General features: G+C 69.4%; 23 protein-coding genes. 8 read left to right on the top strand and 15 right to left on the bottom strand.

Going from position 1 to position 24,938, the window contains the following annotated elements; all coding sequences use genetic code 11:
• From IEX13_RS01620 to nirK, 8 genes are all read right to left on the bottom strand, one after another.
• The gene (locus IEX13_RS01620) at window positions 1-294 is read right to left on the bottom strand and encodes a hypothetical protein (RefSeq protein WP_188660459.1); all 294 of its coding nucleotides are present in this window, start codon (window positions 292-294) and stop codon (window positions 1-3) included.
• Complete coding sequence (gene ccoP, locus IEX13_RS01625; RefSeq protein WP_188660461.1) at window positions 291-1,214, bottom strand: cytochrome-c oxidase, cbb3-type subunit III; 924 nt, start codon at window positions 1,212-1,214, stop codon at window positions 291-293. Before ccoP ends, IEX13_RS01620 begins: the two co-directional genes overlap by 4 nt.
• A complete protein-coding gene (locus IEX13_RS01630; protein ID WP_188660463.1) occupies window positions 1,211-1,354 on the bottom strand; it encodes a cbb3-type cytochrome oxidase subunit 3 in 144 nt (47 codons plus the stop codon). The genes ccoP and IEX13_RS01630 overlap by 4 nt, the downstream gene beginning before the upstream one ends.
• 1 nt (window position 1,355) lies before the next feature.
• Window positions 1,356-1,961, bottom strand: coding sequence for a cytochrome-c oxidase, cbb3-type subunit II (gene ccoO, locus IEX13_RS01635; protein WP_188660465.1), 606 nt, complete (start codon window positions 1,959-1,961; stop codon window positions 1,356-1,358).
• 9 nt (window positions 1,962-1,970) lie between these two features.
• Window positions 1,971-3,413: a cytochrome-c oxidase, cbb3-type subunit I gene (gene ccoN, locus IEX13_RS01640; protein ID WP_188660467.1), complete on the bottom strand. Its 1,443-nt coding sequence runs from the start codon at window positions 3,411-3,413 to the stop codon at window positions 1,971-1,973.
• 111 nt (window positions 3,414-3,524) lie between these two features.
• Complete coding sequence (locus IEX13_RS01645; protein WP_188660469.1) at window positions 3,525-4,109, bottom strand: SCO family protein; 585 nt, start codon at window positions 4,107-4,109, stop codon at window positions 3,525-3,527.
• Complete coding sequence (locus IEX13_RS01650) at window positions 4,106-4,885, bottom strand: formylglycine-generating enzyme family protein (protein ID WP_188660470.1); 780 nt, start codon at window positions 4,883-4,885, stop codon at window positions 4,106-4,108. Before IEX13_RS01650 ends, IEX13_RS01645 begins: the two co-directional genes overlap by 4 nt.
• A 2-nt stretch (window positions 4,886-4,887) precedes the next feature.
• The gene (gene nirK / locus IEX13_RS01655) at window positions 4,888-6,417 is read right to left on the bottom strand and encodes a copper-containing nitrite reductase (protein WP_188660473.1); all 1,530 of its coding nucleotides are present in this window, start codon (window positions 6,415-6,417) and stop codon (window positions 4,888-4,890) included.
• Between the two features lie 243 nt (window positions 6,418-6,660).
• Between nirK and IEX13_RS01660 the strand changes: the two genes are divergently transcribed.
• Window positions 6,661-7,866 carry an alginate export family protein gene (locus tag IEX13_RS01660; RefSeq protein WP_188660476.1) on the top strand — a complete coding sequence of 402 codons (1,206 nt, stop codon included), beginning with the start codon at window positions 6,661-6,663 and terminating at the stop codon, window positions 7,864-7,866.
• Window positions 7,867-7,929: 63 nt separating this feature from the next.
• On the opposite strand, the gene IEX13_RS01665 is transcribed toward IEX13_RS01660, so the two are convergent.
• On the bottom strand, window positions 7,930-10,035 hold the full coding sequence (locus IEX13_RS01665) for a cytochrome D1 domain-containing protein (protein ID WP_188660479.1): 2,106 nt from the start codon (window positions 10,033-10,035) through the stop codon (window positions 7,930-7,932).
• A 205-nt stretch (window positions 10,036-10,240) separates the two neighbouring features.
• On the opposite strand from IEX13_RS01665, the gene IEX13_RS01670 reads away from it, so the two are divergent.
• From IEX13_RS01670 to fabB, 6 genes are all read left to right on the top strand, one after another.
• Window positions 10,241-12,436: a TonB-dependent receptor domain-containing protein gene (locus IEX13_RS01670; RefSeq protein WP_188660481.1), complete on the top strand. Its 2,196-nt coding sequence runs from the start codon at window positions 10,241-10,243 to the stop codon at window positions 12,434-12,436.
• A 65-nt stretch (window positions 12,437-12,501) separates the two neighbouring features.
• A complete protein-coding gene (gene ubiT, locus IEX13_RS01675; RefSeq protein WP_188660483.1) occupies window positions 12,502-13,296 on the top strand; it encodes a ubiquinone anaerobic biosynthesis accessory factor UbiT in 795 nt (264 codons plus the stop codon).
• The gene (gene nadA / locus IEX13_RS01680; RefSeq protein ID WP_188660486.1) at window positions 13,293-14,297 is read left to right on the top strand and encodes a quinolinate synthase NadA; all 1,005 of its coding nucleotides are present in this window, start codon (window positions 13,293-13,295) and stop codon (window positions 14,295-14,297) included. Before ubiT ends, nadA begins: the two co-directional genes overlap by 4 nt.
• Before the next feature lie 26 nt (window positions 14,298-14,323).
• Window positions 14,324-15,793, top strand: coding sequence for an L-aspartate oxidase (locus IEX13_RS01685; protein ID WP_229668416.1), 1,470 nt, complete (start codon window positions 14,324-14,326; stop codon window positions 15,791-15,793).
• A gap of 66 nt (window positions 15,794-15,859) precedes the next feature.
• Complete coding sequence (gene fabA, locus IEX13_RS01690; protein ID WP_188660488.1) at window positions 15,860-16,375, top strand: 3-hydroxyacyl-[acyl-carrier-protein] dehydratase FabA; 516 nt, start codon at window positions 15,860-15,862, stop codon at window positions 16,373-16,375.
• Window positions 16,376-16,377: 2 nt separating this feature from the next.
• Window positions 16,378-17,589 carry a beta-ketoacyl-ACP synthase I gene (fabB, locus tag IEX13_RS01695; protein WP_188660492.1) on the top strand — a complete coding sequence of 404 codons (1,212 nt, stop codon included), beginning with the start codon at window positions 16,378-16,380 and terminating at the stop codon, window positions 17,587-17,589.
• 5 nt (window positions 17,590-17,594) lie between these two features.
• Here the strand turns inward: fabB and IEX13_RS01700 are convergent, their stop codons facing one another.
• Together IEX13_RS01700 and ubiU are read right to left on the bottom strand one after the other, a co-directional pair.
• The gene (locus IEX13_RS01700; protein ID WP_188660495.1) at window positions 17,595-18,473 is read right to left on the bottom strand and encodes a U32 family peptidase; all 879 of its coding nucleotides are present in this window, start codon (window positions 18,471-18,473) and stop codon (window positions 17,595-17,597) included.
• A 4-nt stretch (window positions 18,474-18,477) separates the two neighbouring features.
• Window positions 18,478-19,476, bottom strand: a complete 999-nt coding sequence (gene ubiU, locus IEX13_RS01705; RefSeq protein ID WP_188660497.1) for a ubiquinone anaerobic biosynthesis protein UbiU — start codon at window positions 19,474-19,476, stop codon at window positions 18,478-18,480.
• Between the two features lie 131 nt (window positions 19,477-19,607).
• On the opposite strand from ubiU, the gene IEX13_RS01710 reads away from it, so the two are divergent.
• A complete protein-coding gene (locus IEX13_RS01710; protein ID WP_188660500.1) occupies window positions 19,608-20,126 on the top strand; it encodes a DnrO protein in 519 nt (172 codons plus the stop codon).
• Here IEX13_RS01710 and IEX13_RS01715 read toward each other — a convergent pair.
• The 4 genes from IEX13_RS01715 to IEX13_RS01730 are packed head-to-tail and all read right to left on the bottom strand — an operon-like array spanning window position 20,075 to window position 24,934.
• Window positions 20,075-21,562, bottom strand: a complete 1,488-nt coding sequence (locus IEX13_RS01715) for a UbiD family decarboxylase (RefSeq protein ID WP_188660502.1) — start codon at window positions 21,560-21,562, stop codon at window positions 20,075-20,077. The genes IEX13_RS01710 and IEX13_RS01715 overlap by 52 nt on opposite strands.
• Complete coding sequence (locus IEX13_RS01720) at window positions 21,559-22,614, bottom strand: PLP-dependent cysteine synthase family protein (protein ID WP_188660505.1); 1,056 nt, start codon at window positions 22,612-22,614, stop codon at window positions 21,559-21,561. The genes IEX13_RS01715 and IEX13_RS01720 overlap by 4 nt, the downstream gene beginning before the upstream one ends.
• Window positions 22,611-24,536, bottom strand: coding sequence for a pyridoxal phosphate-dependent decarboxylase family protein (locus tag IEX13_RS01725; RefSeq protein ID WP_188660507.1), 1,926 nt, complete (start codon window positions 24,534-24,536; stop codon window positions 22,611-22,613). The genes IEX13_RS01720 and IEX13_RS01725 overlap by 4 nt, the downstream gene beginning before the upstream one ends.
• On the bottom strand, window positions 24,533-24,934 hold the full coding sequence (locus tag IEX13_RS01730; RefSeq protein ID WP_188660510.1) for a SirB2 family protein: 402 nt from the start codon (window positions 24,932-24,934) through the stop codon (window positions 24,533-24,535). Before IEX13_RS01730 ends, IEX13_RS01725 begins: the two co-directional genes overlap by 4 nt.
• Window positions 24,935-24,938 lie beyond the last annotated feature (4 nt).

Consider the following 24,938-nt stretch of genomic DNA (forward strand, 5'->3'; position numbering starts at 1 on the left):
CTAGTCACCCGCCAGGGGTTTGTTGAAGCGGCTGGCGGGCCGGAGCAGGATCCAGGTGAACAGGCTGCTGGCCGCGGTGCAGGCCCAGAACATGAAAAAGCCGACCGTGTAACCCAGTCCCCGGCTGATCTCGACCTCGGGGAAGGTCATGTCGCGCAGCAGCAGCGGATCAACGAAGGCGAAGAACACCATCGTCGCCACGCCGGCGGCGAAGAAGCTGGGCCAAAGGATCGCCCCGAGCCGCTGGGCGAGCGGTCGGGGCGGGTGGTCGAAACGGTCGGCGGGCTGGCTCATGGGGCGTCGGGTGGCTCCGCGTCCTTGCCATGCGAAAGCGTCCAGACATAAGCGCCCACCAGGCGGCTGCGGGTCTCGCCGATGATCGGCCCATGCGCCGGCATCATGCCGTTGCGGCCATTGCGGATGCCTTCGCTGATGCTGGCGAAGTCGCTGCCGTACAGCCAGATGTTGTCGGTGAGGTTGGGCGCGCCCAGGATCGGGTTGCCCTTGCCGTCGACACCGTGGCAGGCGGCGCAGACGCCGGCGTACTTGGCCTTGCCGGCTTCGGCCAGGGCCGGGTCGGCCTTGATGCCCGACAGGCTTTGCACGTAGGCCGCCACCTCGGTGACGCCGACGTCGCCGCCGATCGCCGCGCCCAGCGCCGGCATCGCCGCCTGCCGGCCGTCCACGATCGACGCCAGCACCTGGTCGGGCGTGCCGCCCCAGAGCCAGTCGCCGTCGGTGAGGTTGGGGAAGCCCCTGGCGCCGCGGGCGTCGGAACCATGGCACTGGGCGCAGTGGTTCTGGAACAGGCGCGCGCCGAAAGCGACGGCTTCTTCATGTCCCGCGACTTCGTCGATGGGCATGCCGTCGAAGCGCCCGAAGGCTTCGGCCAGGCGGGCGTCGGCTTCGGCCTTGTCGGCGTCGTGTTCCTTGGCCGAGGTCCAGCCGGACGTGCCGGCGAAATTGCCCATGCCCGGGTACCAGACCAGGTAACCCACCGAATACACGATGGTCAGCCAGAACAGGATGATCCACCAGCGCGGCAGCGGCTTGTTGTATTCGGTGAGGTCGCCGTCCCAGACGTGGCCGGTGGTCTCGGAGTCGTTGCGCGCTTCGTCGCCGCGGCGCTTGGACGTCCACCACAGCAGCCAGGCGCAGCCGACGATGTTCAGGACGACGAGGAAAATGACGTAAAGGGACCAGCCGGTAGTCATGGGGTGTTCTCGCTCTGGTCTTCTTCCAGGGGCAGGCGGGCGGCGGCGTCGAACTCGGGCTTGCGCTTGCGGCTGTAGGCCCAGGCGACGCCGACCAGGAACAGGATGAGCAACAGGACGGTGGAGATGCCGGCGATCATGTCAGTTCACCGGCGCGTGCTTGCCGAGGCCCTGCAGATAGGCGATCAGCGCGTCCATCTCGGACTTCCCGGTCACCGCGGCGGCGGCGCCGTCGATGTCCTCGGCCGTGTACGGGTCGCCCAGGCGCTGCAGGGCGCGCATGTTGCGCGTCACCACGCCGGGGTCCACCGCGGTTTCGGCCAGCCAGGGGTAGCCGGGCATGTTCGACACCGGCACGACGTCGCGCGGGTTGATCAGGTGCACGCGGTGCCAGTCGTCCGAGTAGCGGCCGCCGACGCGCGCCAGGTCGGGGCCGGTGCGCTTGCTGCCCCACTGGAACGGACGGTCGTACACCGATTCACCGGCCAGCGAGTAGTGGCCGTAGCGTTCGGTTTCGTGGCGCAGGGTGCGGATCATCTGCGAATGGCAGTTGTAGCAGCCTTCGCGCACGTAGATGTCGCGGCCGGCGAGTTCCAGCGCCGGGTAGGGCTTGACGCCCGGGATCGGTTTGACGGTCTCGGCCTGGTACATCAGCGGCACGATTTCCGCCAAGCCGCCGAAGCTGATGACGATCGCGATGAGGATCGCCATCCAGCCGACATTGGTTTCGATCTTTTCGTGGCTCATGTCGGGTCCTCAGGCGTGCGTCTGGGCGGCGGGCGGCAGCACCGGCGTTTCCACCGCGCCCTTGGCCAGGCGGAAGGTGCGCACGGTGTTCACGCACATCAGTGCCATGCCGGCAATCACCAGCAGGCCACCGAGCAGGCGCACCAGGTAGTAGGGGTAGTTGAACTCGACGATCTCGGCGAAGGCGTAGGTGAGCGTGCCGTCGTCGTTCGCGGCGCGCGCCATCAGGCCCTGGTAGATGCCGGCGATCCACATGGACACCGTGTAGAGCACCACGCCGATGGTGTGGACCCAGAAATGCTGGTCGATCATGCGGATGCTGGCCATTTCCTTCAGGCCCAGGCAGCGCGGGATCAGCATGTAGATCGAGCCGATCGAGATCATGGCCACCCAGCCCAGGGCGCCCGAGTGCACGTGGCCGATGGTCCAGTCGGTGTAGTGGCTGAGCGCGTTGACGGTCTTGATCGACATCATCGGGCCCTCGAAGGTGCTCATCATGTAGAACGAGATGGCGACGACGAGGAACTTGATGATCGGGTCGGTGCGCAGCTTATGCCAGGCGCCCGAGAGGGTCATGATGCCGTTGATCGCGCCGCCCCAGCTGGGCGCCAGCAGGATCAGCGAGAACACCATGCCCACCGACTGCACCCAGTCGGGCAGGGCGGTGTAGTGCAGGTGGTGCGGGCCGGCCCACATGTACACGGCGATAAGCGCCCAGAAGTGCACGATCGACAGGCGGTAGCTGTAGATGGGGCGGTTGGCCTGGCGCGGCACGAAGTAATACATCATGCCCAGGAAACCGGCGGTCAGGAAGAAGCCGACCGCGTTGTGGCCGTACCACCATTGCACCATGGCATCCACGGCGCCGGAGTAGATGGGGTAGCTGTGCATCAGGCCGGCCGGCATGGCCAGCGAGTTGATGATGTGCAGCAGGGCCACAGCGATGATGTAGGCGCCGTAGAACCAGTTGGCGACGAAGATGTGCCGGACCCGGCGCTTGGCGATCGTGCCGAAGAAGATGAAGCCGTAGGCCACCCAGACCAGGGTGATCAGCACGTCGATCGGCCAGGCCAGTTCGGCGTATTCCTTGCCCTGGGTGTACCCCAGCGGCAGGGAGATGGCCGCGGCCACGATGACCAGCTGCCAGCCCCAGAACACGAAGGCGGCCAGCTTGTCCGATATCAGCCGGACGTGGCAGGTGCGCTGCACCACGTACAGGCTGGTCGCGAACAGGGCGCTGCCGCCGAACGCGAAGATGACCGCATTGGTGTGCAGCGGCCGCAGGCGGCCGAAGCTGAACCAGGGCAGGTCGAAGTTCAGGGAGGGCCAGTAGAGCTGGGCGGCGATGATCACCCCCACCAGCATGCCCACCACGCCCCAGACCACGGTCATCACCGCGAACTGCAGCACGACCTTGTCGTTGTAGGTTTCCGCCTTGTTGTCCAGCGTCATCGGAGCTTCCCCGTTGTCTTGGCGACCATTATCCGCAACCCGGCGCGGCGCGGGGTTGACCTTGGTCAAGGCGCGCGCGCCGGCCCCATGCCTGTCCCGTGCGAGGCCCGTTCAGCCCGCCGGTTCGGCCAGCGCGGCCTTCACGGCCGCCAGGAAGGCCGGGTCCGGCACGCTGCCCAGGGTCTCGGTGCGGGCGAGTATGCGACCTTCGGCGTCCAGCAGGACCAGGGCCGAGGTGTGGTTGAACTCGCCGTCGGCCAGCGGCCGGTAGCGGATACCCAGCACCGCGGCCAGGCGGCGCACGCCGGCGGCTTCGGTGCGGGCCAGGGTCCAGCGGCCGGCATCGAGCCGGCGCTTGTCGAAGACCTGCCTTAGCGCCTCGGGGTCGTCGCGGGCCGGGTCCAGGCTGACCAGCAGTACCTGCAGGCGCGCGCGTTCGGCGGGCGACAGCGCGTGTTCGACGCCCCTGGCGCTGTCGATGATCAGCGGGCAGACATAGCGGCAGGAGGTATAGAACATCGCCACCACGCGCACCTTGCCGCGGCCATCGGCGAGCGTGAAGTCGCGTCCGCCCTGGTCGGTGTAGGCGTCGGCCAGGCGATAGACGGAATCGCCGGGCAGGTCGGCGGGGGCCGCCAGCGGCGCGCCGGTGGCCAGGGCCAGCAGCAGCCCCAGTGTGAAGCGCCAGGTTTTCATCGTGTGCTTTCCTTGATGTCGCGCGCGCAGCGGAAACCGAGGTTGCCGGTGGTGTCTTCGGCCTGCAGGGCCGACAGCATGGCCACGCGCATCAGCACCGCGTAGTTCTCGCGGTCGTCCATGGAAAGCGCGCCGGCACCGCAGAACTGCAGCCTGTCCGGGTCGCCCTGGTCGCGGTTGTCGGGCGACACCAGCATCGCGGCGTAGTCGTCCACCCACTCCCAGACCAGGCCATGCAGGTCCTGCACGCCGTTGATGTCGGTGGGACCCTGGCCGACATCGGCCAGGCCCCGGTTGGAAGGCCGGGAATACCAGGCCAGGATGCGTTCGCGCCAGGCCGGGTCCTTGCGGGCATCGGCGCGGGTTTCGTCGGCGGCTGCCGCGAACTCCCACTCGGTCCAGGTCGGCAGGCGCGCGCCCTGGGCCTCGCAGTAGGCCTGGGCCGCGAACCAGCTGACCTGCACCACCGGCTGGGCGGGGCCGGCGTCGCCGAGATCGGTCGGGCCGGCCCAGTGCTGCAGGTAGCGCGCTTCGGCGAACAGCTCCGGGGCCTGGCCACGGCGCCAATCGGGGTGGTCGCGGACGAAGTCCAGGAACTGGGCGTTGGTGACCGGCCGCCGCTGGAGTTCGAAGGGGGCGACCTTCAGTACGCCGTTGGTGTCTTCGTAGCGCAGCACCGAGGTGAATTCACCGCCCGGCAGCCGGGCCCAGTCCTGCCCGGCGGCGACGCCGGGCAGGGGAAGCAGGGCCAGCAGCAGGACGCAGGCCGTTTTCATGGTCAGTGCGCCGCGCCTTCGCCACGCTCGGTGGAGCCGCGGACCTTGGCCACGTCCTGCTTGCTGACCTGGCCGCCCGGGTTGCCCCAGCTGTTGAGCATGTAGGTCAGGATGTTGGCGACCTCGTCGTCGGTCAGCTGGCTCATCGGCGGCATCACCGAGTTGTAGTCCTCGCCGTTGACCTTGATTGGGCCGGACAGGCCGTTGAGCACGATGGCGGCCAGTTCGTCGTGCGAACGGGTCATCCAGTCCGAGCCCGCCAGCGGCGGGAACACGCCGGCCATGCCCTTGCCGTCGGGCATGTGGCAGGTCGAGCAGGTGCCGGCGAACAGGGCCTGGCCGGCCTTGACCTGGTCGTCCAGGGTCAGGGTGCCCGCCTTGTCCGCGGCGGCGGCATCGGCCACCGGCTGCATGCTGGCGGCCTTGTCGCCCAGGTAGACGTGGTCGACTTCCTTGCCCGAATAGATGCTCTTGTCCTCCTCGCCATCCACCTGGAGGATGCCCAGGGCGCCCTTGTTGAAGGCGCGGAAGATGGAGTGGTCGACCAGCACGTAGCTGCCCGGGACCTCGAGGTGGAAGTCGGCGATCATGGCGCCACCGGCCGGGATCAGCGTGGTCTGCACGTTTTCCTGGTAGCGGGTGCCACCCTCGTACCAGACCTTGTCGAAGATCTCGCCGATGACGTGGAAGCTCGACACCAGGTTCGGACCGCCGTTGCCCACGTACAGGCGCACGTTCTCCCCGACGCTGGCCTTGATGGCATTGTCGCCGGTGAGCGCGTTTTCGGAGCCGTTGAACAGCACGTAGGTGGCGTTCTCGTCGATCGCCCGCTGCATGTCGAAGGGCGCGTGGCCCTTCTCGCGGTACTTGGTGGTGGTGTAGAAGTCGCCCTGCATGACGTAGAACTCCTTGTCCACCGGCGGCATGCCTTCGGGCGGCTCGACCAGGATCAGGCCATACATGCCGTTGGCCACGTGCATGCCCACCGGCGCGGTGGCGCAGTGGTACACGTACAGGCCGGCATTGAGCGCCTTGAAGGTGAACTGCGAGCCGTGGCCCGGTGCCGTGAACGTGGACGAGGCGCCGCCACCGGGGCCGGTGACGCCGTGCAGGTCGATGTTGTGCGGCATCTTCGAGTCGGGGTGGTTGTTGAGGTGGAACTCGACGGTGTCGCCCTGGCGCACGCGGATGAAGCTGCCGGGCACGGTGCCGCCGAAGGTCCAGAAGGTGTAGGTGACGCCTTCGGCGATCTCCAGGTCGACCTCGCGCACTTCCAGTTCGACCTTCACCTTGGCCGGGTAGTCGCGGTTGGTCGGCGGCGGCACGTGCGGCGGCGCGGTGAGTACGGCATCGATCATTTCACCCTGCGGCGGGCCGAAGTCGCCCTTGCGCGAGCCGCCCGTGTCCGCCGCGCCGGCGGCGCGCTTGGCGACCACCGCCTCGTGGGCGTCGAGTCCGGAATTGGGGTTGTCGCGGCAGCCGGCAAGGGCCAGGGCGGCGGCGATGGAAAGCACGAGCAGGGGGCGTTTCATGAGCATGTCTCCGGTAGTAGGTCGTTCGGGCAATCAATGCCGACAGCTTCCTGCGGAGGCACGCGTCCTTCCCTGACGCGCGTCAAGCAGAACCCATGTCGAACAGCATGCGCCCCCTGCCCGGCGATGTGAACCCCGCGGCATGCGACTAATTCTTCCGCGCTTGACCTGGCTCAGTGGCAAGACGCGCGGGCAGGCGCACCCTCGCGACGACCCGATCCGGGCCTGCTTCGGAAGCTCGCCATGAACCTCAAGACCTGCATCACGCTTGCGTTGGCCGCAGCCGGCCTGCCGTATGCCGCCAGCGCCGCTCCAGCCGGAGACGGATGGTCCGGCCATTTGCGCTATCGCCACGAAGCCGTGGACGACGCGGCCTACGCCCGCGACGCCAGCGCCGACACCCTGCGCCTGCGGCTGGGCTACCGCCAGACGCTGGGCAGCGGCTGGTCGTCGGGGCTTGAATTCGAAGGCATCGCGGCGCTGAACGACAGCTTCAATTCCACTGCCAATGGTGAAACCCGCTATCCGGTCGTGGCCGATCCCGCGTCAGTGGAAGTAAATCAGGCCTGGCTGCGCTGGCAGGGCGCGAAAGGTGGCGCGACGCTGGGCCGGCAGCGGCTGCTGCTGGACAACCAGCGCTTCGTCGGCAATGTCGGCTGGCGCCAGAACGAACAGACCTACGACGGCCTGGTCGCGGATTTGAGCCCGCGCGACGGGCTGGTGTTGCGTTACGCCTGGCTAGACCGCGTGCACCGCGTGTTCAGCGACGAGGCCCGCGACCCGCTGGCGCGCGAACGGCGACTGGACGCCCACCTGGCCAACGCCAGCTGGCAGACCGCGGCCGGCACGGTGGTGGCCTATGGCTACTGGCTGCAGGACGAGGACGTGGCCAGCGCTTCGACGCGCACGCTGGGCCTGCGCTGGACGGGCAGCCGCGAACTGGCAGCGACCAAGCTGGGCTGGACGCTGGAGTTCGCCAGGCAGCGCGACCATGCGAACAATCCGCTGCGGGTCGACGAGGACTACGTCCTGGTCGAGCCCTCGGCAGCCGCCTGGGGGCTGACCTGGAAGCTGGGCTGGGAACAGCTTGGCGGCAACGGCGCAACGTCCTTCCAGACGCCGCTGGCGACGCTGCATGCATTCAACGGCTGGGCGGACAAGTTCCTGGTGACGCCGGCGAACGGGCTGGACGATCGTTACGCGTCGGTGTCGGGCAAGTTCGGCAGCGGAAAGCTGCAGGAAAAGCTGGGCTGGACCGTCGCCTGGCACGACTTCGAAGCCGACCGCGGCGGCGCCGGCTACGGCAGGGAGTGGGACGCATCCCTGTCGTTCCCGCTGCCGGGCGGGCTGGCGGGGCTGCTGAAGGTGGCGGACTACCAGAGCGACGGGTTCGCGCGCGATACGCGCAAGATATGGCTGCAGGTGGAGTGGGCGTTCCCCTCCCGCTGAGCCCCCCGCGAAAGAAAGGGGCCCTGCGATGCAGGGCCCCGGGGTGGAGCGAAGAACCGACGATCAGTAGACGTCGTTGACCGTGTTGTTGATGTTGAACTTGCCGGTCGGCGTGACCAGGCGGGCGTCGTCAAGGACCGCCTTGAGCTTGCGGGTCTTGTCGTCGACGACCACCAGGGCCGAACGCTGGTCCTTGCCGTTCCAGACCGAGAACCAGACTTCGTCGCCGGCCGCATTGTATTCGGGCTGGACCACGCGCTTGGGGCCTTCGCCCAGGTTCGCCCACTCCGCGATCGGCAGCACCTCGTAGCCGGCGTCGAGGTCGTCGATGTTGAACACCGCCACCGACTGCGCCACTTTCTCGTCGGGATTGAGCGGCGTGTCCACCCACAGGTTGCGCGACTTCGGGTGCGTCTTGATGAACAGCGAACCGCCGCCCTGGCCGTGCAGCACCTCGACCACCTTCCAGGCATTGTCCGCGTGCTTCTCCGGATCCGTGCCGATCAGCGTGATCTTGTCGTTGCCCAGCGCCGACGTGCCCCAGACCGGTCCGAACTCGGGATGCACGAAGTTCGCGCCGCGGCCCGGGTGCGGGATCTTGTCGACGTCGATCAGGCCGACCATGCGCTGTTCCTTCGAGTCCACCACCGCGATCTTGTCGCTCTGGTTGGCCGCGGTGAGGAAGTAGCGCTTGGTCACGTCCCAGCCGCCGTCGTGCAGGAAGCGCGCCGCGTCGAGCGTGGTGATCCTGAGGTTGTCGATGTCGCTGTAGTCGACCAGCAGGATGCGGCCGGTTTCCTTGACGTTGACGATGAACTCCGGGTGCTGGTGGCTGCCCACGATCGCCGCCACGCGCGGTTCCGGATGGTATTCCTGCGTGTCCACCGTCATGCCGCGGGTCGAGACGATCTTCATCGGCTCCAGGCTCGGGCCGTCCATGATCACGAACTGCGGCGGCCAGTAGGCGCCGGCGATCGCCAGCTTGTCCTCGAAACCCTTGTACTTGGAGGTTTCGACCGAACGCGCCTCGAGGCCGATCTTGATCTCGGCCACGCGCTCGGGCTTGGCCATCCACATGTCGATCAGGTCGATCTTGCCGTCGCGGCCGATCGTGTACACGTAGCGGCCCGAATGCGAGACGCGCGAGATGTGCACGGCGTAGCCGGTCTTGATGATGTTGATGATTTCCTTGGTGTCGCCGTCGATCAGGGCGATTTCGCCCGAGTCGCGCAGGGTCACCGAGAACACGTTCTCGAGGTTGTACTTGTTCATCTTCCGGGTCGGGCGGTCCTCGACCGGCACCAGCACCTTCCAGCTTTCGCGCATCTCGGTCATGCCCCATTCCGGCGGGTTGGGCGGGGTGTGCTGCAGGAAGCGGGCCATCAGGTCCACCTGGTCGATGGTCAGCTCGCCGCCGGTGCCGAAGTTGGGCATGCCGCCCGGGGAGCCGAAGTTGATCAGCGCCTTGAGGTAGTCGGTGCCCTTGGCCTGGGTCAGGTCGGGGGTAAGCGGCTTGCCGGTGGCGCCCTTGCGCAGCACGCCGTGGCAGCCAGCGCAGCGCTGGAAGAAGATGTCGGTCGCCTGGGCGAACTCTTCTTCGGTCATGTCCGGGGCACCGGGGCTGCGCACCATCTTCATGTCGCCGGCGGCCATGGAGGACGGCGCGCCCTTGTAGGCCGCCTCGGCCTGGGAGGTGCCCGGGTGGGCCTCGCCCTGGGCGGGGTCGGACGCACCGGCGATGTCCTTGCGCGCCGCGGCGACCTGGTCCGCGGTGAAGCGGGTGTCGAGGTCGTTGAGGTCGTCCATCACGTGGTTGAGCAGGGCGGCGATGTCGGCATCGGCCAGGTGGCTCATGGCCGGCATGACCGCGTTGTAGTCATTGCCGTTGACGGTGATCTTGCCGCTCAGTCCGGCCAGGACCGCCTGCAGGGCGGCCTGCGGATCCTTCTTTATCCAGTCCGAATCCTTCAGCGGCGGGAACGCGCCGGCCAGGCCGGCACCGGTGGGCTGGTGGCAGGCCGCGCAATGGGCCAGGTAGGCGGCTTCGCCGGCCTGGTCTTCGGTCTTGGGAGCGCGTTCGTTGACCACATCACTTTCGGCCGCGAACGCGAAGCTGGCGCCGGCGCCAAGCGCGATCGCCAGGGCAGTGCTTATGAGTGTGCGTTTCATGCTGGATCCCCGTAGGTGGATTTGGCGTTGCTCGGCGGTACCCCGCCGTCGGGTCAAGCTTGGTCCTGGCCCGGCGGGTCTCCCCTGACCTGCATCAAGCGCCACGAAGTTTCCGCGGCCCGGCGGCCGCGGGATTGACGAGGGTCAATTCCCGGCGGCCACGGGCTGTCGTACGGTGCGCCATCGATTCGTACAGGTGAAGAAGATGTCCCTCGCGCCCCTCGCACTTGCCCTCGCGGCGGCCCTGTCGCCTGCCGCCGAAGACGACACGCTGCGCACGCTCGACGCCGTGGTGGTGGTCGGCAGCCGCAGCGCCGAACCCGTGAAGCAGGTGGTGGGCGCGGTCAGCCGGATCGATCGCGAGGCCATGGAGCGCCGCGGCGTGCAGGGCATCGAAGACCTGGCGCGGCTGCTGCCGGGCGTGGACGTCGGCACGGATGCAAATCGTTTCGGAGCGCAGGGCTTCAACGTGCGCGGGCTGGAAGGCAATCGCGTCGGCGTGGAACTCGACGGCGTGCCGCTGCCCGATGGCTTCGGCGTGGGCCAGTTCGCGCTGGCCGGGCGCGACCTGGTCGAGCTGGGCATCGTTGATCGCGTCGAAGTGCTGCGCGGCCCGGCCTCGACCCTGCACGGCAGCAAGGCGCTGGCCGGCGTGGTGGCCTACTGGACGCCGGACCCGGCCGAAGCCGGCTGGTCGGACGACGAGGACCCGTGGCAGGGCCTGGCGCGCGCCGGTGCCGGCAGCCGTGACCAGTCGCGCTGGCTGTCGGGACGCCTGGTCGCGCGCAGCGACGACCAGCGCCTGTCCGCGCTGGTGGCGCTGGGGCGGCGCGAAGGCGAGCAGATGAAAAACGGCGCACACGACCCGGCCCATGCCGCCAATCCCGCCGACTTCCGCAACGACAGCGCGCTGGCCCGCTTCAGCCTCGACGCCGGTGCCGCCGGCCGCTGGAGCGCCATCGTCGAACGCGCCGAAGGCCGGCGCACCACCGACGTGCAGTCCCAGCTTTTTGGTCCCGGCCGGTTCGCCACCACGTATGCGCTGGCTGGTGATGACCGTTACGAACGCCTTCGCGCCAGCCTTGGCGCCGAATGGGGTCAGGTCGGCCCGCTGGGGCCCGTGCGCCTGCTGGCCTACCGCCAGGACAGCAGCACCGACCAGTTCAGCGACCAGTTCCGCCTGGCTGACCGGGCCACGCCCTTCCTGTCGCGGCGCGAGCGCCGCTTCGTGTTCGGCCAGGAAAGCACGGGCCTGGAGCTCAACGCGCAGTGGCGCGGTGAATGGCTTGGCCTGCAGCACTGGCAGGTGTTCGGCATCGACCTGGCGCGGCACGACTACAGCGGCTACCGCGACGGCATCGAAACCAACCTCGACACCGGTGCGTCGAGCAACGTGATCATCGGCGAAGTATTCCCGCTGCGCGACTTCCCCGACAGCCGCGCCGACGAAATCGGGGTGTTCTGGCAGGACGAAATCCGCTTCGGTGAAAACTGGGCGCTGGTGCCCGGGCTGCGCTGGGAAAGCTACCGCCTGCGCGCCCGGCCCGATGCGATGTGGTCGGAAGACAATCCGGGCGTGGTGCCGTCTTCGCTGGACAACGACCAGCTGACGCCCAAGCTGGGCCTGCGCTTCAACCGCGGCCCGCTGGGCCTGTACGTGCAGTACACGCGGGGCTTCCGGGCGCCGCCTTTCAGCGACGTCAACATCGGCCTGAACCTGCCGACCTTCAACTACATCGCGCTGCCGAACCCGGACCTCGAGCCCGAGCGCAGCGAAGGCCTGGAGCTTGGCCTGCGCTGGAACGGCGAATTCCTGGTCGGCACGCTGGCGCTTTACGAGAACCGCTACCGCGACCTGATCGAATCGCGCGCCAACCTGGGCCGCAATGCCAGCGGCCAGCTGGTGTTCCAGTCGGTCAATCGCGACCGCGCCCGCATCCGCGGCGTCGAACTGGAAGGGCGCTGGTGGCTGGAGTCGCTGTCCGAAGGCGCCAGCGGCTGGTACCTCGACGCCGTGGCTTCCTGGGCCGAAGGCGACGACACCTCGCGCGACCGGCCGCTCAACTCGGTGCCGCCGCCGCGCGCCAGCCTGGGCGCCGGCTTCGAGTCGGCCGATGGCCGCTGGGGTTCGGAGCTGCGCCTGACCGGCGTGAAGCGGGTCTCGCGTGCCGATCAAGGTGCGGGGCCGCTGTTCCTGCCGCCGGGTTACGCCAACTGGGACCTGCACGCCTGGGCTTCGCTGGGTGAACACGTGCGCCTGAACCTGTCGCTGTTCAACCTCACCGACCGCACCGCCTGGGACTGGTCGTCCCTGCGCGGGCTGCCGGCCACCGCCGACGACGTGGCTTTTTATTCCCGCCCGGGCCGGGGCGGGAGCCTGGGCGTGGTGGTCGACTTCTAGTCGCAATCGCCCCGGGTTGACCGAGGTCAGGGCGCGGCGCCCGCACGGGCGCTGCAATGCGCGCCATGACCCACATTCCCCTGGCCGTGAGCCTGCTGCGACGCGGTGTCGACGGGCTCGACGACGCGATGTTGCTGATGATGGCGGGCCGGCGACGCCTGGTGGCCGGACTGGCCGCGGCCAAACGCCGCGCCGGCTTGCCGGTGCGCGACCCGGCCCGCGAGGACCAGGTGCTGGCACGCGGGCATGGCCTTGCCCGCCGACTGGGCCTGCCGCCTGGCCTGGCCCGGAGCCAGCTGGAACTTCTGATCGCCGATGCCTGCCGCCTGCAGGACCCCGAGTCCGGAGGGACCATGACCGCATCCGTTTCCCCTTCCCCCCTGCGCTGGTTCCCGCCACCGCGGCGCTGGGCGCCCTTGCTGCGGCTGGTGCCCGCGCCCTGGCAGCGGCAGGCGCTGGAACAGGCCGTGGGCCACCTGCTGGCCCGGCCCATCGGTGCCGGCGACCTGGACTTCATGCAGGGACGACGGCTGGGCATCGAAGTCAGCGACCTCGGCCTGGCCTGGGTGCTTGAACTCGACGGCACTCGCCTGCGCGCCGTCGATGCGCAGTCCGACGCCAGCGTGCGCGGCAGCGCCACCGACCTGCTGTTGCTGGCCAGTCGCCTGGAAGATGCCGACACGCTGTTCTTCCAGCGCCGGCTTGAAGTCACCGGCGATACCGAGCTGGGCCTGACCGCGCGCAACCTGCTCGACCGCCTGCCCTGGGAGTCGGTGCCGCTGGGGGTGCGCATACTGCTCAACCGGGGTGCCCGCGCCGCCCGCGCCGCCCGCGAGGCCTGGCAAGGGGACCCGGCATGAAACCGGCGTGGCGCGACGAACTGCTGACCGAATACGCCGGGCTTGCCGACAAGCTCGAACGCCTGTTGCCTTGCCTCGAAGTGCCGATGCACCTGCCGTGGATCGATGCGATCCAGGCGCTCAAGCGCGAGCGCGGCGCCGTGGTCATGGCGCACAGCTACCAGTCGCCGGAGATCTTCCACGGCGTCGCCGACGTCACCGGCGATTCGCTGGCGCTGGCTCAGGCCGCGGCCGACTGCGATGCCGGGGTGGTGGTGCTGTGCGGCGTGCACTTCATGGCCGAGACGGCCAAGATCCTGGCGCCACACGTGAAGGTGCTCATTCCCGACGCCCTGGCCGGGTGTTCGCTGGCCGACTCGATCACCGCCGCCGACGTGCGCATGCTGCGAGCGCGCCACCCGGGCGCGCCGGTGGTGACCTACGTCAACACCAGCGCCGACGTGAAGGCCGAGTCCGACGCCTGCTGCACCTCCGCCAATGCCGTGCAGGTGGTCGAGGCGATGGGCGCGGACAAGGTGATCTTCCTGCCTGACCGCTATCTCGGTGCGCACGTGGCCAGCCAGACCGACGTGCAGCTGGTGCTTTGGGACGGCCGTTGCGAAGTACATGAAACCTTCACCGCGGCCCAGGCGCGGCATGCGCGCGAACGATTCGACGCCCGCCTGGTGGCACATCCGGAGTGTCCGCCCGAAGTGCTGGCCGAGGCCGACTTCGTCGGCTCCACCAGCGCCATGGGCGCCTGGCTCGAACGCGAGCAACCCGAACGCGTGGCCCTGATCACCGAATGTTCGATGGCCGACAACCTGCGCCTGCGCTTCCCGGCCACGGAGTTCATCAAGCCCTGCAACCTGTGCCCGCACATGAAACGCATCACCCTGCCCAACATCCACGCCTGCCTGCGCGACCTGGTCCCCGAAGTCACGGTGCCCGAAGACGTGGCGATCCGGGCGCGTCGCGCGCTCGAACGCATGCTGGCGGTGGGGCGCGGCGAACGCATCTGACCACCAACCCGTCGCCGCTGGTGGTCGTGGGTGGCGGCATCGCCGGGCTGTGCGTGGCGCTGGCCGCCGCGCCGCGGCCGGTCGTGCTGGTCAGTCGAAGCCGGGGCACCACCGGTACGGCCAGCGCCATGGCCCAGGGTGGTATCGCCGCCGCGGTGGGTCCGGGCGACGACGCCGTTTTCCATGCCGCCGACACCCTGGTGGCCGGCGCCTGCCACAACCACGTTGGCGCCGTGCTGGACCTGGCGCAGGCGGCGCCCGAAGCCGTGCAGTGGCTGGGGTCGCTGGGCGTGCAATTCGACCGCGCCGGCGACGGCCAGCTTTCGCTTGGCCGCGAAGGCGGCCATGACCGTGCACGCATCGTGCACGCCGGCGGCGATGCCACCGGGCATGCGGTGATGCAGGTGCTGGCCGCGGCAGCGGCGAACGCGCCGCACGTGCACTGGCTGGCGGGGAAAACGCTGCAGGCCATCGGCCTGGCGGCAGACGGGCGCGTCGCCGGCGTGCGTGTGTGCGATGTCGCGGGCCGGTCCGCTCAGCTCGCCGCCGCCGACCTGGTGCTGGCCACGGGTGGCATCGGCGCGCTGTTCAGCGCCACCACCAATCCCGAGGGTGCCGACGGGTCCGGACTGGCCCTCGCCCTGGCGGCGGGCGCTGAGGGGCGCGACCTGGAGTTCATCCAGTGGCATCCGACGGCGTTCGCTTCGCCGTCGGGCCGGCACCTGCCGCTGGTTACCGAGGCCCTGCGCGGCGCCGGCGCCAGGCTGGTCGACGAACAGGGCGTGCCGCTCATGCAGGGCACGCACCCGCTGGCCGACCTTGCGCCCCGGGACGTGGTTGCGCGCCGGCTATGGCGCCATCGTCGTGCCGGCGGGCAGGCCTGGCTTGACGCCCGGAGACTTGACGAAGCTGCGTGGCGGCAGTTCCCGTCCGTACTTTCGCTTTGCGCGCAACACGGCATCGATCCGCGCAGCGACCGCATACCGGTCACGCCGGCGGTTCATTTCCACATGGGCGGCGTCGCCGTGGATCCGAAGGGCGAAAGCAGCCTCGCCGGACTGCACGCGGTCGGCGAAGTCGCCTGCAGCGGCGTGCACGGCGCCAATCGCCTGGCCAGCAATTCCTTGCTCGAAGGCCTGGTGTGCGGACGCTTGCTCGGTGCGCGCCTGCGATCCCAGGGCAAACGGGCTGCGCCGGTCCTGCGCTGGGTGGACGCCGGTCCCGACGCCGATGGTGAGTCGCGCGAGCGGCTCGCCATGCACCTCACGGCCGCGCTCGGGCCGCTGCGCAGCGGGGAATCACTGGCCGCGGCCATGGCCGCCATCACCGCCGACCCGGCCATGGCCGGCCGCTGGCAGGGTCGGCTGGCGCTTGCGCTGCTGGCGCCGGCGATGGCCCGGAAACGCTCGCTGGGCGCGCATTACCGGGTCGATTCGGCGTCGGCCGGCAACATACGCCAGGGCATCGAAACGCCGGCGTACGGCGAAACTGCTTGATACCCGGCAGGTCATGCCGCACATTGGTCGCTGAATGTTTTGCACTTTCCCCCTGATCGCTCCCCCATGAACGTGCCCCAATCCTTCGATCGCAGCCAGCTCCTGGAGTGCGCCAGCGGCGCCATGTTTGGCCCCGGCGGCGCGCGCCTGCCGTCCGACCCGATGCTGATGTTCGACCGCATCACCGAAATCAGCGAAACCGGCGGCAAGCACGGCAAGGGTTACATCCGCGCCGAGCTCGACATCCGCCCGGACCTGTGGTTCTTCGCCTGCCATTTCACCGACGACCCGGTGATGCCGGGCTGCCTGGGCCTTGACGCCATGTGGCAGCTGGCCGGCTTCTACCTGCCCTGGCTGGGCGAGCCGGGCCGCGGCCGTGCGCTGGGCGTGGGCCAGGTGAAGTTCACCGGCCAGGTGCTGCCGACCGCGAAGCTGGTGACCTACGAGATCGACATCCGGCGCGTCGTGCGCGGTCGCCTGAAAATGGTGATCGCCGACGGCCGCACGCTCGTGGACGGCCGCGAAATCTATACCGCCGAAGAGCTCCGGGTCGGCCTGTTCTCCTCCACCGAAGGCATGTAGTCATGCGGCGCATCGCGATTACGGGCATGGGCATCGTCTCGTGCCTGGGCAACCAGCTTGACCGGGTTTCGGCGGCGCTGCGCAGCGGCCTTTCCGGCATCCGGCGCGACGAGGCGGCAGCCGAAGCCGGCCTGCGCAGCCAGGTGTCCGGCGCGCCGGACATCGACCTGCCGGCGCGCATCGACCGCAAGGTCTTGCGCTTCATGGGCGACGGCGCGGCCTTCGCGCACGTGGCCATGCAGGACGCCATCGCCGACGCCGGCCTGGACGATTCGCAGGTGCGCTCGGAGCGCACCGGCCTGTTCGCGGGCTCGGGCGGCGGTTCCACCCAGTGGCAGGTGGAAGCGGCCGACCTGCTGCGCAACCGCGGCGTGCGCAAGGTCGGTCCCTACATGGTGCCGCGTACGATGGGTTCGACGGTGTCGGCCAACCTGGCCACCGCCTTCGGCATCCGCGGCGCCAGCTATTCGATTTCGGCCGCCTGCGCGACGTCGGCGCACTGCATCGGCGCCGCCGCCGACCTGATCCGCGCCGGCCGCCAGGACATCATGTTCGCCGGCGGCGGCGAGGAGCTGCACTGGTCGCTGAGCCTGCAGTTCGACGCGATGGGCGCGCTGTCCACGCACCACAACGACACCCCTGCGACATCCTCGCGCCCGTACGACGCCACCCGCGACGGCTTCGTCATCGCGGGCGGTGGCGGCATGCTGGTGCTGGAAGACTACGAACACGCCGTCGCCCGCGGCGCCCGCATCCATGCCGAACTGCTGGGTTACGGGGTGACTTCCGACGGCGCCGACATGGTGGCGCCCTCGGGCGAAGGCGCGGTGCGCTGCATGCGCATGGCGATGCAGGGCATCGAAGCCCCGATCGATTACCTCAACACCCACGGCACCTCGACGCCGCTGGGCGACTTGGTCGAACTGCGGGCCGTGCGCGAAGCCTTCGGCGAAGCGGTGCCGCCGCTGTCGTCCACCAAGGCGCTGTCCGGCCATTCCCTGGGCGCGGCCAGCGTGCACGAGGCGATCTACTGCCTGCTGATGATGCGCGACCGGTTCATGGCCGGCTCGGCCAACATCAGCGAACCGGACCCGCAGACCGAAGGTTTCCCGATCCTGCGCGAAAGCCGCGAGGCGACGCTGCGCACGGTGATGTCCAACAGCTTCGGCTTCGGCGGCACCAACGCCTGCCTGGTGTTCGGCGCCGCAGGCTGAAGCCCTCAGCTCGCCGGCAGGCCCGGTTTGCCGGGCAGGCCGTGCCAGTAGCCATTGACCGCGCCGCGGCGCGGTGGCGCCAGCGGTGAACGCCGGGCCAGGTCGAAGTGTTCGACGATTTCGCCCATTGCGTCGGCCTGCGGATACAGCCGCAGCAGCCCCACGCCCAGGGCGCGCAGGGCCGGCAACTCCGGGCCGAGGTCGGTCACTTCCTCGCCCAGGATCTGGATGCCGTTGATGCGCAGGAAGGGCGTGCCCTCGCGGGTTGCCAGCGGCAGGCCTTCGGGATGTTCGATGCAGCGGAAGCCGCAGGCGTCCTTGGCCACGTCCAGCGCGCGGGCGGTGAAACAGCGCGCGGAATAAGACAGCGGCAGCCGGCCCCAGGCGATCACTTCCAGCTCGGGCCGTGCGTGGCCCTGCGCCGCGTGGGCGACCAGCAGGTCGTCGACCTGCTGCAGGCCCTGTTCGACGCCGGGCACCCAGCGGCGCAGGCCGTCTTCGGCCAGGAGTTCCAGCGCACGGTGGTTGTAGATGTTCAGGCTGGGACCGGCGACGAAGGGCAGGCCCTGTTCGCGGCATAGCTGCACCGCCGTCAGGTCGTTGGCTTCGATCCAGAAGCCGCCGTGCGCGATCATGCGCTGGATGGCGTTGAGCTCGGATTCGGCTTCGACCAGGGCCAGGCTCGACAGCACGACTTCCTTGCCGGCCGCGGCCAGTTCTTCGGCCAGCGCGATCCAGTCCCGCGTGCCCAGTTCCCGGCGCTTGCTGCAGATCGTTTCGCCCAGGTAGATCACGTCCACCGGCCAGCCGGCGGCTTCGCGGTAGAAGGCCAGGGTGCGTTCGCGCGGCCAGAAGTATTGCAGGGGTCCAAGGCTTAGCTTCATCGGGTCAGTGCCAGGCGCGGTGGTAGGGGCCGAGGGTGGTCTGGTGGCCTTCGGCATGCGCCGAAAGCGCTTTCTGCCAGCCGGGCTGCAGCTTCCAGCCGCCGGGGTCGGCGCGATGCCGGTCGATGGCCTCGCGCCAGGTGCGGGTGACCGCCGACACGTAGGCGACGCCGCGCTGGCGGCCTTCGATCTTCAGCGCCGCGACGCCGGCGCTGGCCAGCTGCGGCAGCAGTTCGAGCGTATTGAGGCTGGTGGGTTCTTCGAGCGCGTGGAAGGTTTCGCCACCGACTTCGAAGCGGCCCTTGCAAACGGTCGGGTAGGCCGCGGGTTCGCCCGGCGCGTAACGATCCATCAGCAGGCCGTTGAGCCGCACGCCGCGGTCGCCGCCTTCGTGTTCTTCCCAGCGCACGAAGCGCGCCGGCGAACACACGCCGTGGCGATTGGGCGACGCGCCGGTGACGTAGCTCGAGAGCTGGCAGCGGCCTTCGACCATGATGCACAGGCTGCCGAAGGCGAAAACCTCCAGCGGCACCGGTGACCTTTCGCACAGGCGTTCGACCTGTTGCAGCGACAGCACCCGCGGCAGCACCGCGCGGCTGATTCCGAAGCGTTCGTGCATATAGCGCAGGGCCGGCGCGGTGGTGGCCGAACCCTGCACGGAAAGGTGCCGCGCCAGACGTGGATGTTCGCGCATGGCGTGGTCGAGCACGGCCATTTCGGCGGCGATGATGGCGTCGCAGCCCAGCTCCGCAGCGTGGTCCACGGCCGACTGCCAGGCGCGCAGGCGGGAGGTTTCCGGATAGGTGTTCAGTGCCAGGTAGACCTTGCGGCCGTGCTGGTGGGCGTAAGCGACGCCTGCGCGCAGATCGCCCTCGTCGAAATTCAGGCCGGGGAAGGCGCGCGCGTTGGTCTGGTCGCGGAAACCGGCATAGACCGCATCGGCACCGGCGTCGATCGCCGCGCGCAGGGCCGGCAGGTTGCCGGCGGGGCAGACCAGTTGCATCGGACTCTCCGGGAAGGACTCCGGGGCATGCTGCGCCCTGGCCAGGGACGTCGTCTTTGACCTGGGTCAGTTCGCATTGGGTCGGAGGAGGTGAGGATGGGAAACCGTCTCCCGCACCCGGAAGTGACCCCATGATTCGATTCCCCCGGAACACCCTGCTCGCCGTCGTTCTGGGCTTCGTCCCGGCACTGGCGGTCTGCAACGAAACGGCACCCGCCCATCGGGAACATGCCCCCGCCCAGGCCGCGGCCGGGGACGTGCACGCGTCGCATGCCGCGCACGGCGCCGTCGACGAAGCGCTTCCTGCCCGCCGCTGGACACCTGACGCGCCCCTGAGCCGCGGCATGCAGCGCGTGCGCGCGGCCACGGCGACGCTGGACCACGGCAGCCACGCCCATCTCGATGACGCCCAGGTACGCAACATCGCCGCGGAACTCAAGTCGGCCGTGGACATGATGTTCGCCCAGTGCAAGCTCGATCCCGAGCCCGACGCCGCGCTGCACCCGCTGCTGGCGCGCGTGCTGGTGGCCAGCAACACCCTTTCCGAATCCGGCTTCGACGCGGACGCGCTGGCGGAACTGCAGGCCGTGGTCGCCCGCTATCCGCTGCTGTTCGACGACCCGGCCTGGAGCGCGTCCCAGAGCGACTGAACCCGGCGTTCGATGGCCGGGTCGGGCACGATCGGCTCGCTCCAGGGTCGGCTGGTCTCGCCCGGCAGCTTGCGCGTGGCGTCCAGGCCCAGCTTCGAACCCAGGTTGGGCACCGGGCTGGAGAAGTCGAGGTAGTCGATCGGCGTGTTTTCCACCAGCAGGCTGTCGCGCGCGGGGTCCACGCGCGTGGACAGGGCCCAGAGCACCTGCGACCAGTCGCGCACGTCGATGTCGTCGTCGGTGACGATCACGAACTTGGTGTAGGTGAACTGGCGCAGGTAGGACCAGATGCCCATCATGATCCGGCGCGCGTGCCCGGGGTACTGCTTGCGGATGCCGACCACCGCGATGCGATAGGAACAGGCTTCCGGCGGCAGGTAGAAATCCACGATCTCCGGGAACACCTTGCGCAGGATCGGCACGAATACCTCGTTGAGCGCCGAACTCAGCACCGACGGCTCGTCCCCGGGCGCCCGGCCCATGTAACTGCCGTGGTAGATCGCGTCGCGGCGCATGCGCAGCCGTTTGACGGTGAAGACGGGGAACTCGCCCTGGGCGTTGTAGTAGCCGGTGTGGTCGCCGAAGGGGCCTTCGATGGCGGTGTCGCCAGGTTCAATGAAACCTTCGAGCACGATTTCCGCGCCGGCCGGCGCGTCCAGTCCGGTCAACGCGCTGTGCCAGACGCGCGTGCGCGCGCCCCGCAGCAGTCCGGCGAACTCGTATTCCGACAGCGTGTCGGGTACCGGCGCCACCGCCGCCAGCATGGTCGCCGGGTCGGCGCCGATCGCCACCAGCACCGGGAAGGGCTTGCCGGGAAACGCAGCCCGGAAATCGGCGAAATCCAGCGCGCCGCCGCGGTGCGGAAGCCAGCGCATGACCACCCGGTTGCGGCCGACCAGCTGCTGCCGGTAGATGGCCACGTTCTGCCGCGGCTGGCGCGTGCCGCGCGTGACCACCAGGCCGAAGGTGATGAGCCGGGCAACGTCCCCGGGCCAGCAGCGCTGGATCGGCAGCGTGCCCAGGTCGATGTCATCGTTCTCGAGCACGATGTCGTTGAACCCCGCCTCGTGGGTCGGCTTCGGGGCCACGTGCGCCAGCTGCGCCAGCTCCGGCCAGGTCGCCAGCGCCTGGCGCAGGCTCGATGGCCAGCGGGGTTCCTTGATCGAGGCCAGCAGTTCGCCCAGCTCGCGCAGCGAGGCCAGGGGCCGGCCGCCCAGCGCCAGTTCGATGCGGTCGCGGTGACCGAACAGGTTGCCAAGCAGCGGGTGCCGCGACCCGACCGGGTTGCGCATCAGCAGCGCCGGGCCGCCCTGCTGCAGGGCAAGCCGGCAAAGCGCGGTGCTTTCGAGCTCGGGGTCCACCGGCGCCCCGATCTCGCGCAGCTGGCCGCGGCGCGACAGGTCGCCGAGGAAGGAGCGCAGGTCGTGGTGGCTCACGAAGCCAGCCGCGCCAGCAATGCCGTTTGGGCTGCGGCGAGGCCGATGCCCTGCCGCGCCAGCCAGCCTGCGTCGAACAGGGTTTCGGCATACCGCTCGCCGCGGTCGCAGAGCAGGCTGACGATGGCGCCGCGTTCACCGCGTTCGCGCATGCCGGCGGCCAGTCGCAGGCAGGCCACCAGGTTGGTGCCCGAACTGCCGCCGTAGCGCCGGCCCAGCGCACCTTCCAGCCACCAGCAGGCGGCGATGGAATCGGCGTCGTCGACTTCTTCGACGGCATCGACCACGTCGTAGAGAAAGCCGGGTTCCGCGTGGCTGCGGCCGATGCCTTCGACCAGCGTGCGCTGGCTGGCCACGGCCTTGGGGTCGCGCGTGCGCCAGCCTTCGGCGAAGGCGCCGCCGGTCGGCTCGGCCACGCAGACGCGGCTGTCGAGCCGGCGATAGCGCAGGTAGCGCCCGAGCGTGGCCGAGGTGCCGCCGGTGCCGGCGCCGCAGACCACCCAGGCCGGTTCGGGGTCGGGTTCGAGCGCCATCTGCGCCAGGATCGACTCGGCGATGTTGTTGTTGCCGCGCCAGTCGGTGGCGCGTTCGGCCAGGCCGAACTGGTCGAGGTAGCACAGGCCTTCGGCGGTGGCCCGATCGCGCGCGACTTCGCTGGCGTCCAGCCCCGGCGGCAGCAGCACGCATTCGGCGCCCAGCGAGTGGATCAGGCGCACCTTGGCCGGCGCGGTGCAGTCCGGCATCACCGCCTGGAAGCGCAGCCCAAGCAGGCGCGCGAACCAGGCTTCGGAAATCGCCGTGCTGCCCGACGAGGCATCGATGACGCCCTGGCCCGCGCGCAGGCGGCCGTTGCACAGCGCGTACAGGTACAGGGAACGCGCCAGCCGGTGCTTGAGGCTGCCGGTGGGATGCGCGGCTTCGTCCTTGAAGTAGAAGCGGATGCCCGGGAAGGCGGGCAGGTCCAGGCGCAGCAGGTGGGTGTCGGCCGAGCGTGCGGCCTCCTGCGCCAGGCAGGCCAGGGCCTGCTTGAGCCAGGCGCGGTCGGTGCTCATGCCGGTACCGCGGCGATGAGCGCCATGGCCTGGCGTTCGAGGTAGTCGAAATACATCTCCAGGTAGCTGATGCCGTTGCCGGTGTCGAGCAGGAAGGGATTCATCAGCGTATGGCGCAGGATCACCAGGCGGTCGTCGTCTTCGCCGCCGGCGTCGAGCGTGGCCGGGTCCAGGCCCAGGGCTTCGAGCGCGCGCGTGGTTTCCTCGGCGCCCATCACTTCCGGGCGCAGCGTGGTCATCGAGCCGAAGAACTCGCGCGCCTGCACCGGCTGGCGCGGGTCGTAGCTCAGGCTGCGATGCAGCGCGCGCACGAAGCCGTTCATCGTGGCCACGTCGGTGTTGCCGGCGGGATTGAGCGCCAGGCAGATCAGGTTCGAATCGGGCTCGAACGGAACCTTGCAGACCAGGCGCCCTTCCAGGCGCGCCGCGAAGCGGGTGGCGGCGGTGCGGAAGGCTTCGGTGGCGACGATGGATTCGCGGGGCAGGGCGCCGAAGTTTTCGTGGTCCAGCGGCAGTACCTGGTGGGTGACGTAGACGGCGGCCGCGGCCGCGCCGGGTTTGGAGCCTTCCGGGATGTAGCGGCCGAGCTGGCGGAAGCGCTGGAAGTAGTCGGGCGTTTCTTCGGTGCTGAAGACGTAGTCGGCATCCTCGGCCAGCAGCTGCATGGTCCGCTGGTCGCGGCACAGGAAGGCGCCGGCGCCGTAGGGGATGTAGCCGAGCTTGTGCGGGTCGACCGTGATCGAATCGACCCGGCCCAGCGCCGCCACGGCGGCGTGCACTTCCGGCGCCGGGAAGTCGCGGAACTCTTCGCGCATGTCCTGGATCGGGCGCAGGCTGCCGTCGGGCTTGCGGAACAGGGTGCACAGGTAGCCGCCCCAGGCCGCGTCCACGTGCACCGCGAAACCCAGGCCGGCATCGGCCCAGCGGTCGCGCGCGTCCACCAGGTCATGCAGCGGGTCGATGGTGCCGAACTCGGTGCTGCCCAGCACGCCCACCACCATCAGCACCGGCTGGCGTTCACGCTGGCAGCGCGCCAGCATTTGTTCGAGCGCATCGGTGTCGGTGCGCATGCCGCGCTCGGGCACCAGTTCGAGCTGGGCGCGGCCCAGGCCCATCAGCTTCATGCCCTTGGACCAGGAGTAGTGGGCGGTGACCGGCGCGAACACGCGCGGCGAGCCAAGGTCCGCGTGGCGGTCGAGGAAGTCGGCCAGGCCCAGGGTTTCCAGCCGGTGTGCGGCCAGCTGCGCGCGCCAGCGGCGGCGTTCGCGTGGCGGGTGGCTGGCCAGGAAGGCGTTCCACTGGTCCACCAGCGCCACCACGGCGGACGCGGACAGGTTGAAGGCGCTCCAGTCGTCGTCGGGCAGGTCGATGCCGGGCGGCGCCGCCGCCCGCAGCGCCACCGGGAAGGCCTTGCAGGCCAGGGCCAGGCGCAGCGCCTGGAAGTTGGCCAGGGTGCCGCCGGAGGTGAGGTGGCCGAAGGCGCAGTCGGGCCGCGCCGGGTCGTCGACGAAGCCGAACATCCGCGCCAGCTGCAGCCCGGCCTTGAGCTCCATGTCGATCGTCACCGGCGCTGCGTCGATGCTGACGTTGTTCGGGTTGTAGGGCAGGGTGAGGAACTGCGCCGCCAGCCCGGGCAGCAGCAGGTCCGACACCATGTGGCCGATGTAGCGCGGGCTGTGGAAGGGCACCGAACGCTTGAGCGAGGCCGACAGCGCATGCAGCTCCCGGCGCATGCGCGCCTCGAAGTCGCGGTAGGCCGGCTCGCCGGCGGCGCCGGTGGGAATCGCCGGCGGATCCTCGGGGTGGAAGTTGCGCCGCCAGTAAACGTGGTCGCGCAGGAATTCGACGACGAGTTTTTCCAGCAGGGCGTCGTTTTCGCCGTAGGGACCCAGGAAACAGGGATGGATAGTCGGCGAGGTCATGCCGCCAGCCCCTGCAGGATGCCCAGCGGATGATGGGCGCGCGCCACGAAGTACATGAAGGCGAAGGTCGCCAGCGCCGCCACGTAGAACAGCGCCCGCGACCGCTGGCTGCGCGCGCGCTTGAGCGCCAGGCTGCCCAGCACCACGTACAGCACCAGCAGCACCAGCTTCACCGACAGCCAGGGCACCACGAAGGGGTTGAGCTTGAGCGCGGTCAGCAGCATCAGCGCGGCCGTCAGCAGGGTGGTGTCGATGGTGTAGCTGAGGTAGCGCAGCGGCGCCGCCATCGCCCACTTCACGCCGCCCAGCACCAGCGCGCCGCGCACCGCGAACAGGCCGACGCTGGCCAGCACCGCGGCGATGTGCACCATCTTTATCTGGAAGTAGAACTCGATCATCGAA

Origin of the sequence: Arenimonas soli, assembly GCF_014643775.1 — a bacterium.
GTDB lineage: Bacteria > Pseudomonadota > Gammaproteobacteria > Xanthomonadales > Xanthomonadaceae > Arenimonas > Arenimonas soli.

Excerpts from the sequence above, each read along its gene's own strand:
- IEX13_RS01620 (WP_188660459.1), bottom strand. The coding sequence starts at position 294 with ATGAGCCAGCCCGCCGACCGTTTCGACCACCCGCCCCGACCGCTCGCC.
- ccoP (WP_188660461.1), bottom strand. The coding sequence starts at position 1,214 with ATGACTACCGGCTGGTCCCTTTACGTCATTTTCCTCGTCGTCCTGAAC.
- IEX13_RS01630 (WP_188660463.1), bottom strand. The coding sequence starts at position 1,354 with ATGATCGCCGGCATCTCCACCGTCCTGTTGCTCATCCTGTTCCTGGTC.
- ccoO (WP_188660465.1), bottom strand. The coding sequence starts at position 1,961 with ATGAGCCACGAAAAGATCGAAACCAATGTCGGCTGGATGGCGATCCTC.
- ccoN (WP_188660467.1), bottom strand. The coding sequence starts at position 3,413 with ATGACGCTGGACAACAAGGCGGAAACCTACAACGACAAGGTCGTGCTG.
- IEX13_RS01645 (WP_188660469.1), bottom strand. The coding sequence starts at position 4,109 with ATGAAAACCTGGCGCTTCACACTGGGGCTGCTGCTGGCCCTGGCCACC.
- IEX13_RS01650 (WP_188660470.1), bottom strand. The coding sequence starts at position 4,885 with ATGAAAACGGCCTGCGTCCTGCTGCTGGCCCTGCTTCCCCTGCCCGGC.
- nirK (WP_188660473.1), bottom strand. The coding sequence starts at position 6,417 with ATGAAACGCCCCCTGCTCGTGCTTTCCATCGCCGCCGCCCTGGCCCTT.
- IEX13_RS01660 (WP_188660476.1), top strand. The coding sequence starts at position 6,661 with ATGAACCTCAAGACCTGCATCACGCTTGCGTTGGCCGCAGCCGGCCTG.
- IEX13_RS01665 (WP_188660479.1), bottom strand. The coding sequence starts at position 10,035 with ATGAAACGCACACTCATAAGCACTGCCCTGGCGATCGCGCTTGGCGCC.
- IEX13_RS01670 (WP_188660481.1), top strand. The coding sequence starts at position 10,241 with ATGTCCCTCGCGCCCCTCGCACTTGCCCTCGCGGCGGCCCTGTCGCCT.
- ubiT (WP_188660483.1), top strand. The coding sequence starts at position 12,502 with ATGACCCACATTCCCCTGGCCGTGAGCCTGCTGCGACGCGGTGTCGAC.
- nadA (WP_188660486.1), top strand. The coding sequence starts at position 13,293 with ATGAAACCGGCGTGGCGCGACGAACTGCTGACCGAATACGCCGGGCTT.
- fabA (WP_188660488.1), top strand. The coding sequence starts at position 15,860 with ATGAACGTGCCCCAATCCTTCGATCGCAGCCAGCTCCTGGAGTGCGCC.
- fabB (WP_188660492.1), top strand. The coding sequence starts at position 16,378 with ATGCGGCGCATCGCGATTACGGGCATGGGCATCGTCTCGTGCCTGGGC.
- IEX13_RS01700 (WP_188660495.1), bottom strand. The coding sequence starts at position 18,473 with ATGAAGCTAAGCCTTGGACCCCTGCAATACTTCTGGCCGCGCGAACGC.
- ubiU (WP_188660497.1), bottom strand. The coding sequence starts at position 19,476 with ATGCAACTGGTCTGCCCCGCCGGCAACCTGCCGGCCCTGCGCGCGGCG.
- IEX13_RS01710 (WP_188660500.1), top strand. The coding sequence starts at position 19,608 with ATGATTCGATTCCCCCGGAACACCCTGCTCGCCGTCGTTCTGGGCTTC.
- IEX13_RS01720 (WP_188660505.1), bottom strand. The coding sequence starts at position 22,614 with ATGAGCACCGACCGCGCCTGGCTCAAGCAGGCCCTGGCCTGCCTGGCG.
- IEX13_RS01725 (WP_188660507.1), bottom strand. The coding sequence starts at position 24,536 with ATGACCTCGCCGACTATCCATCCCTGTTTCCTGGGTCCCTACGGCGAA.
- IEX13_RS01730 (WP_188660510.1), bottom strand. The coding sequence starts at position 24,934 with ATGATCGAGTTCTACTTCCAGATAAAGATGGTGCACATCGCCGCGGTG.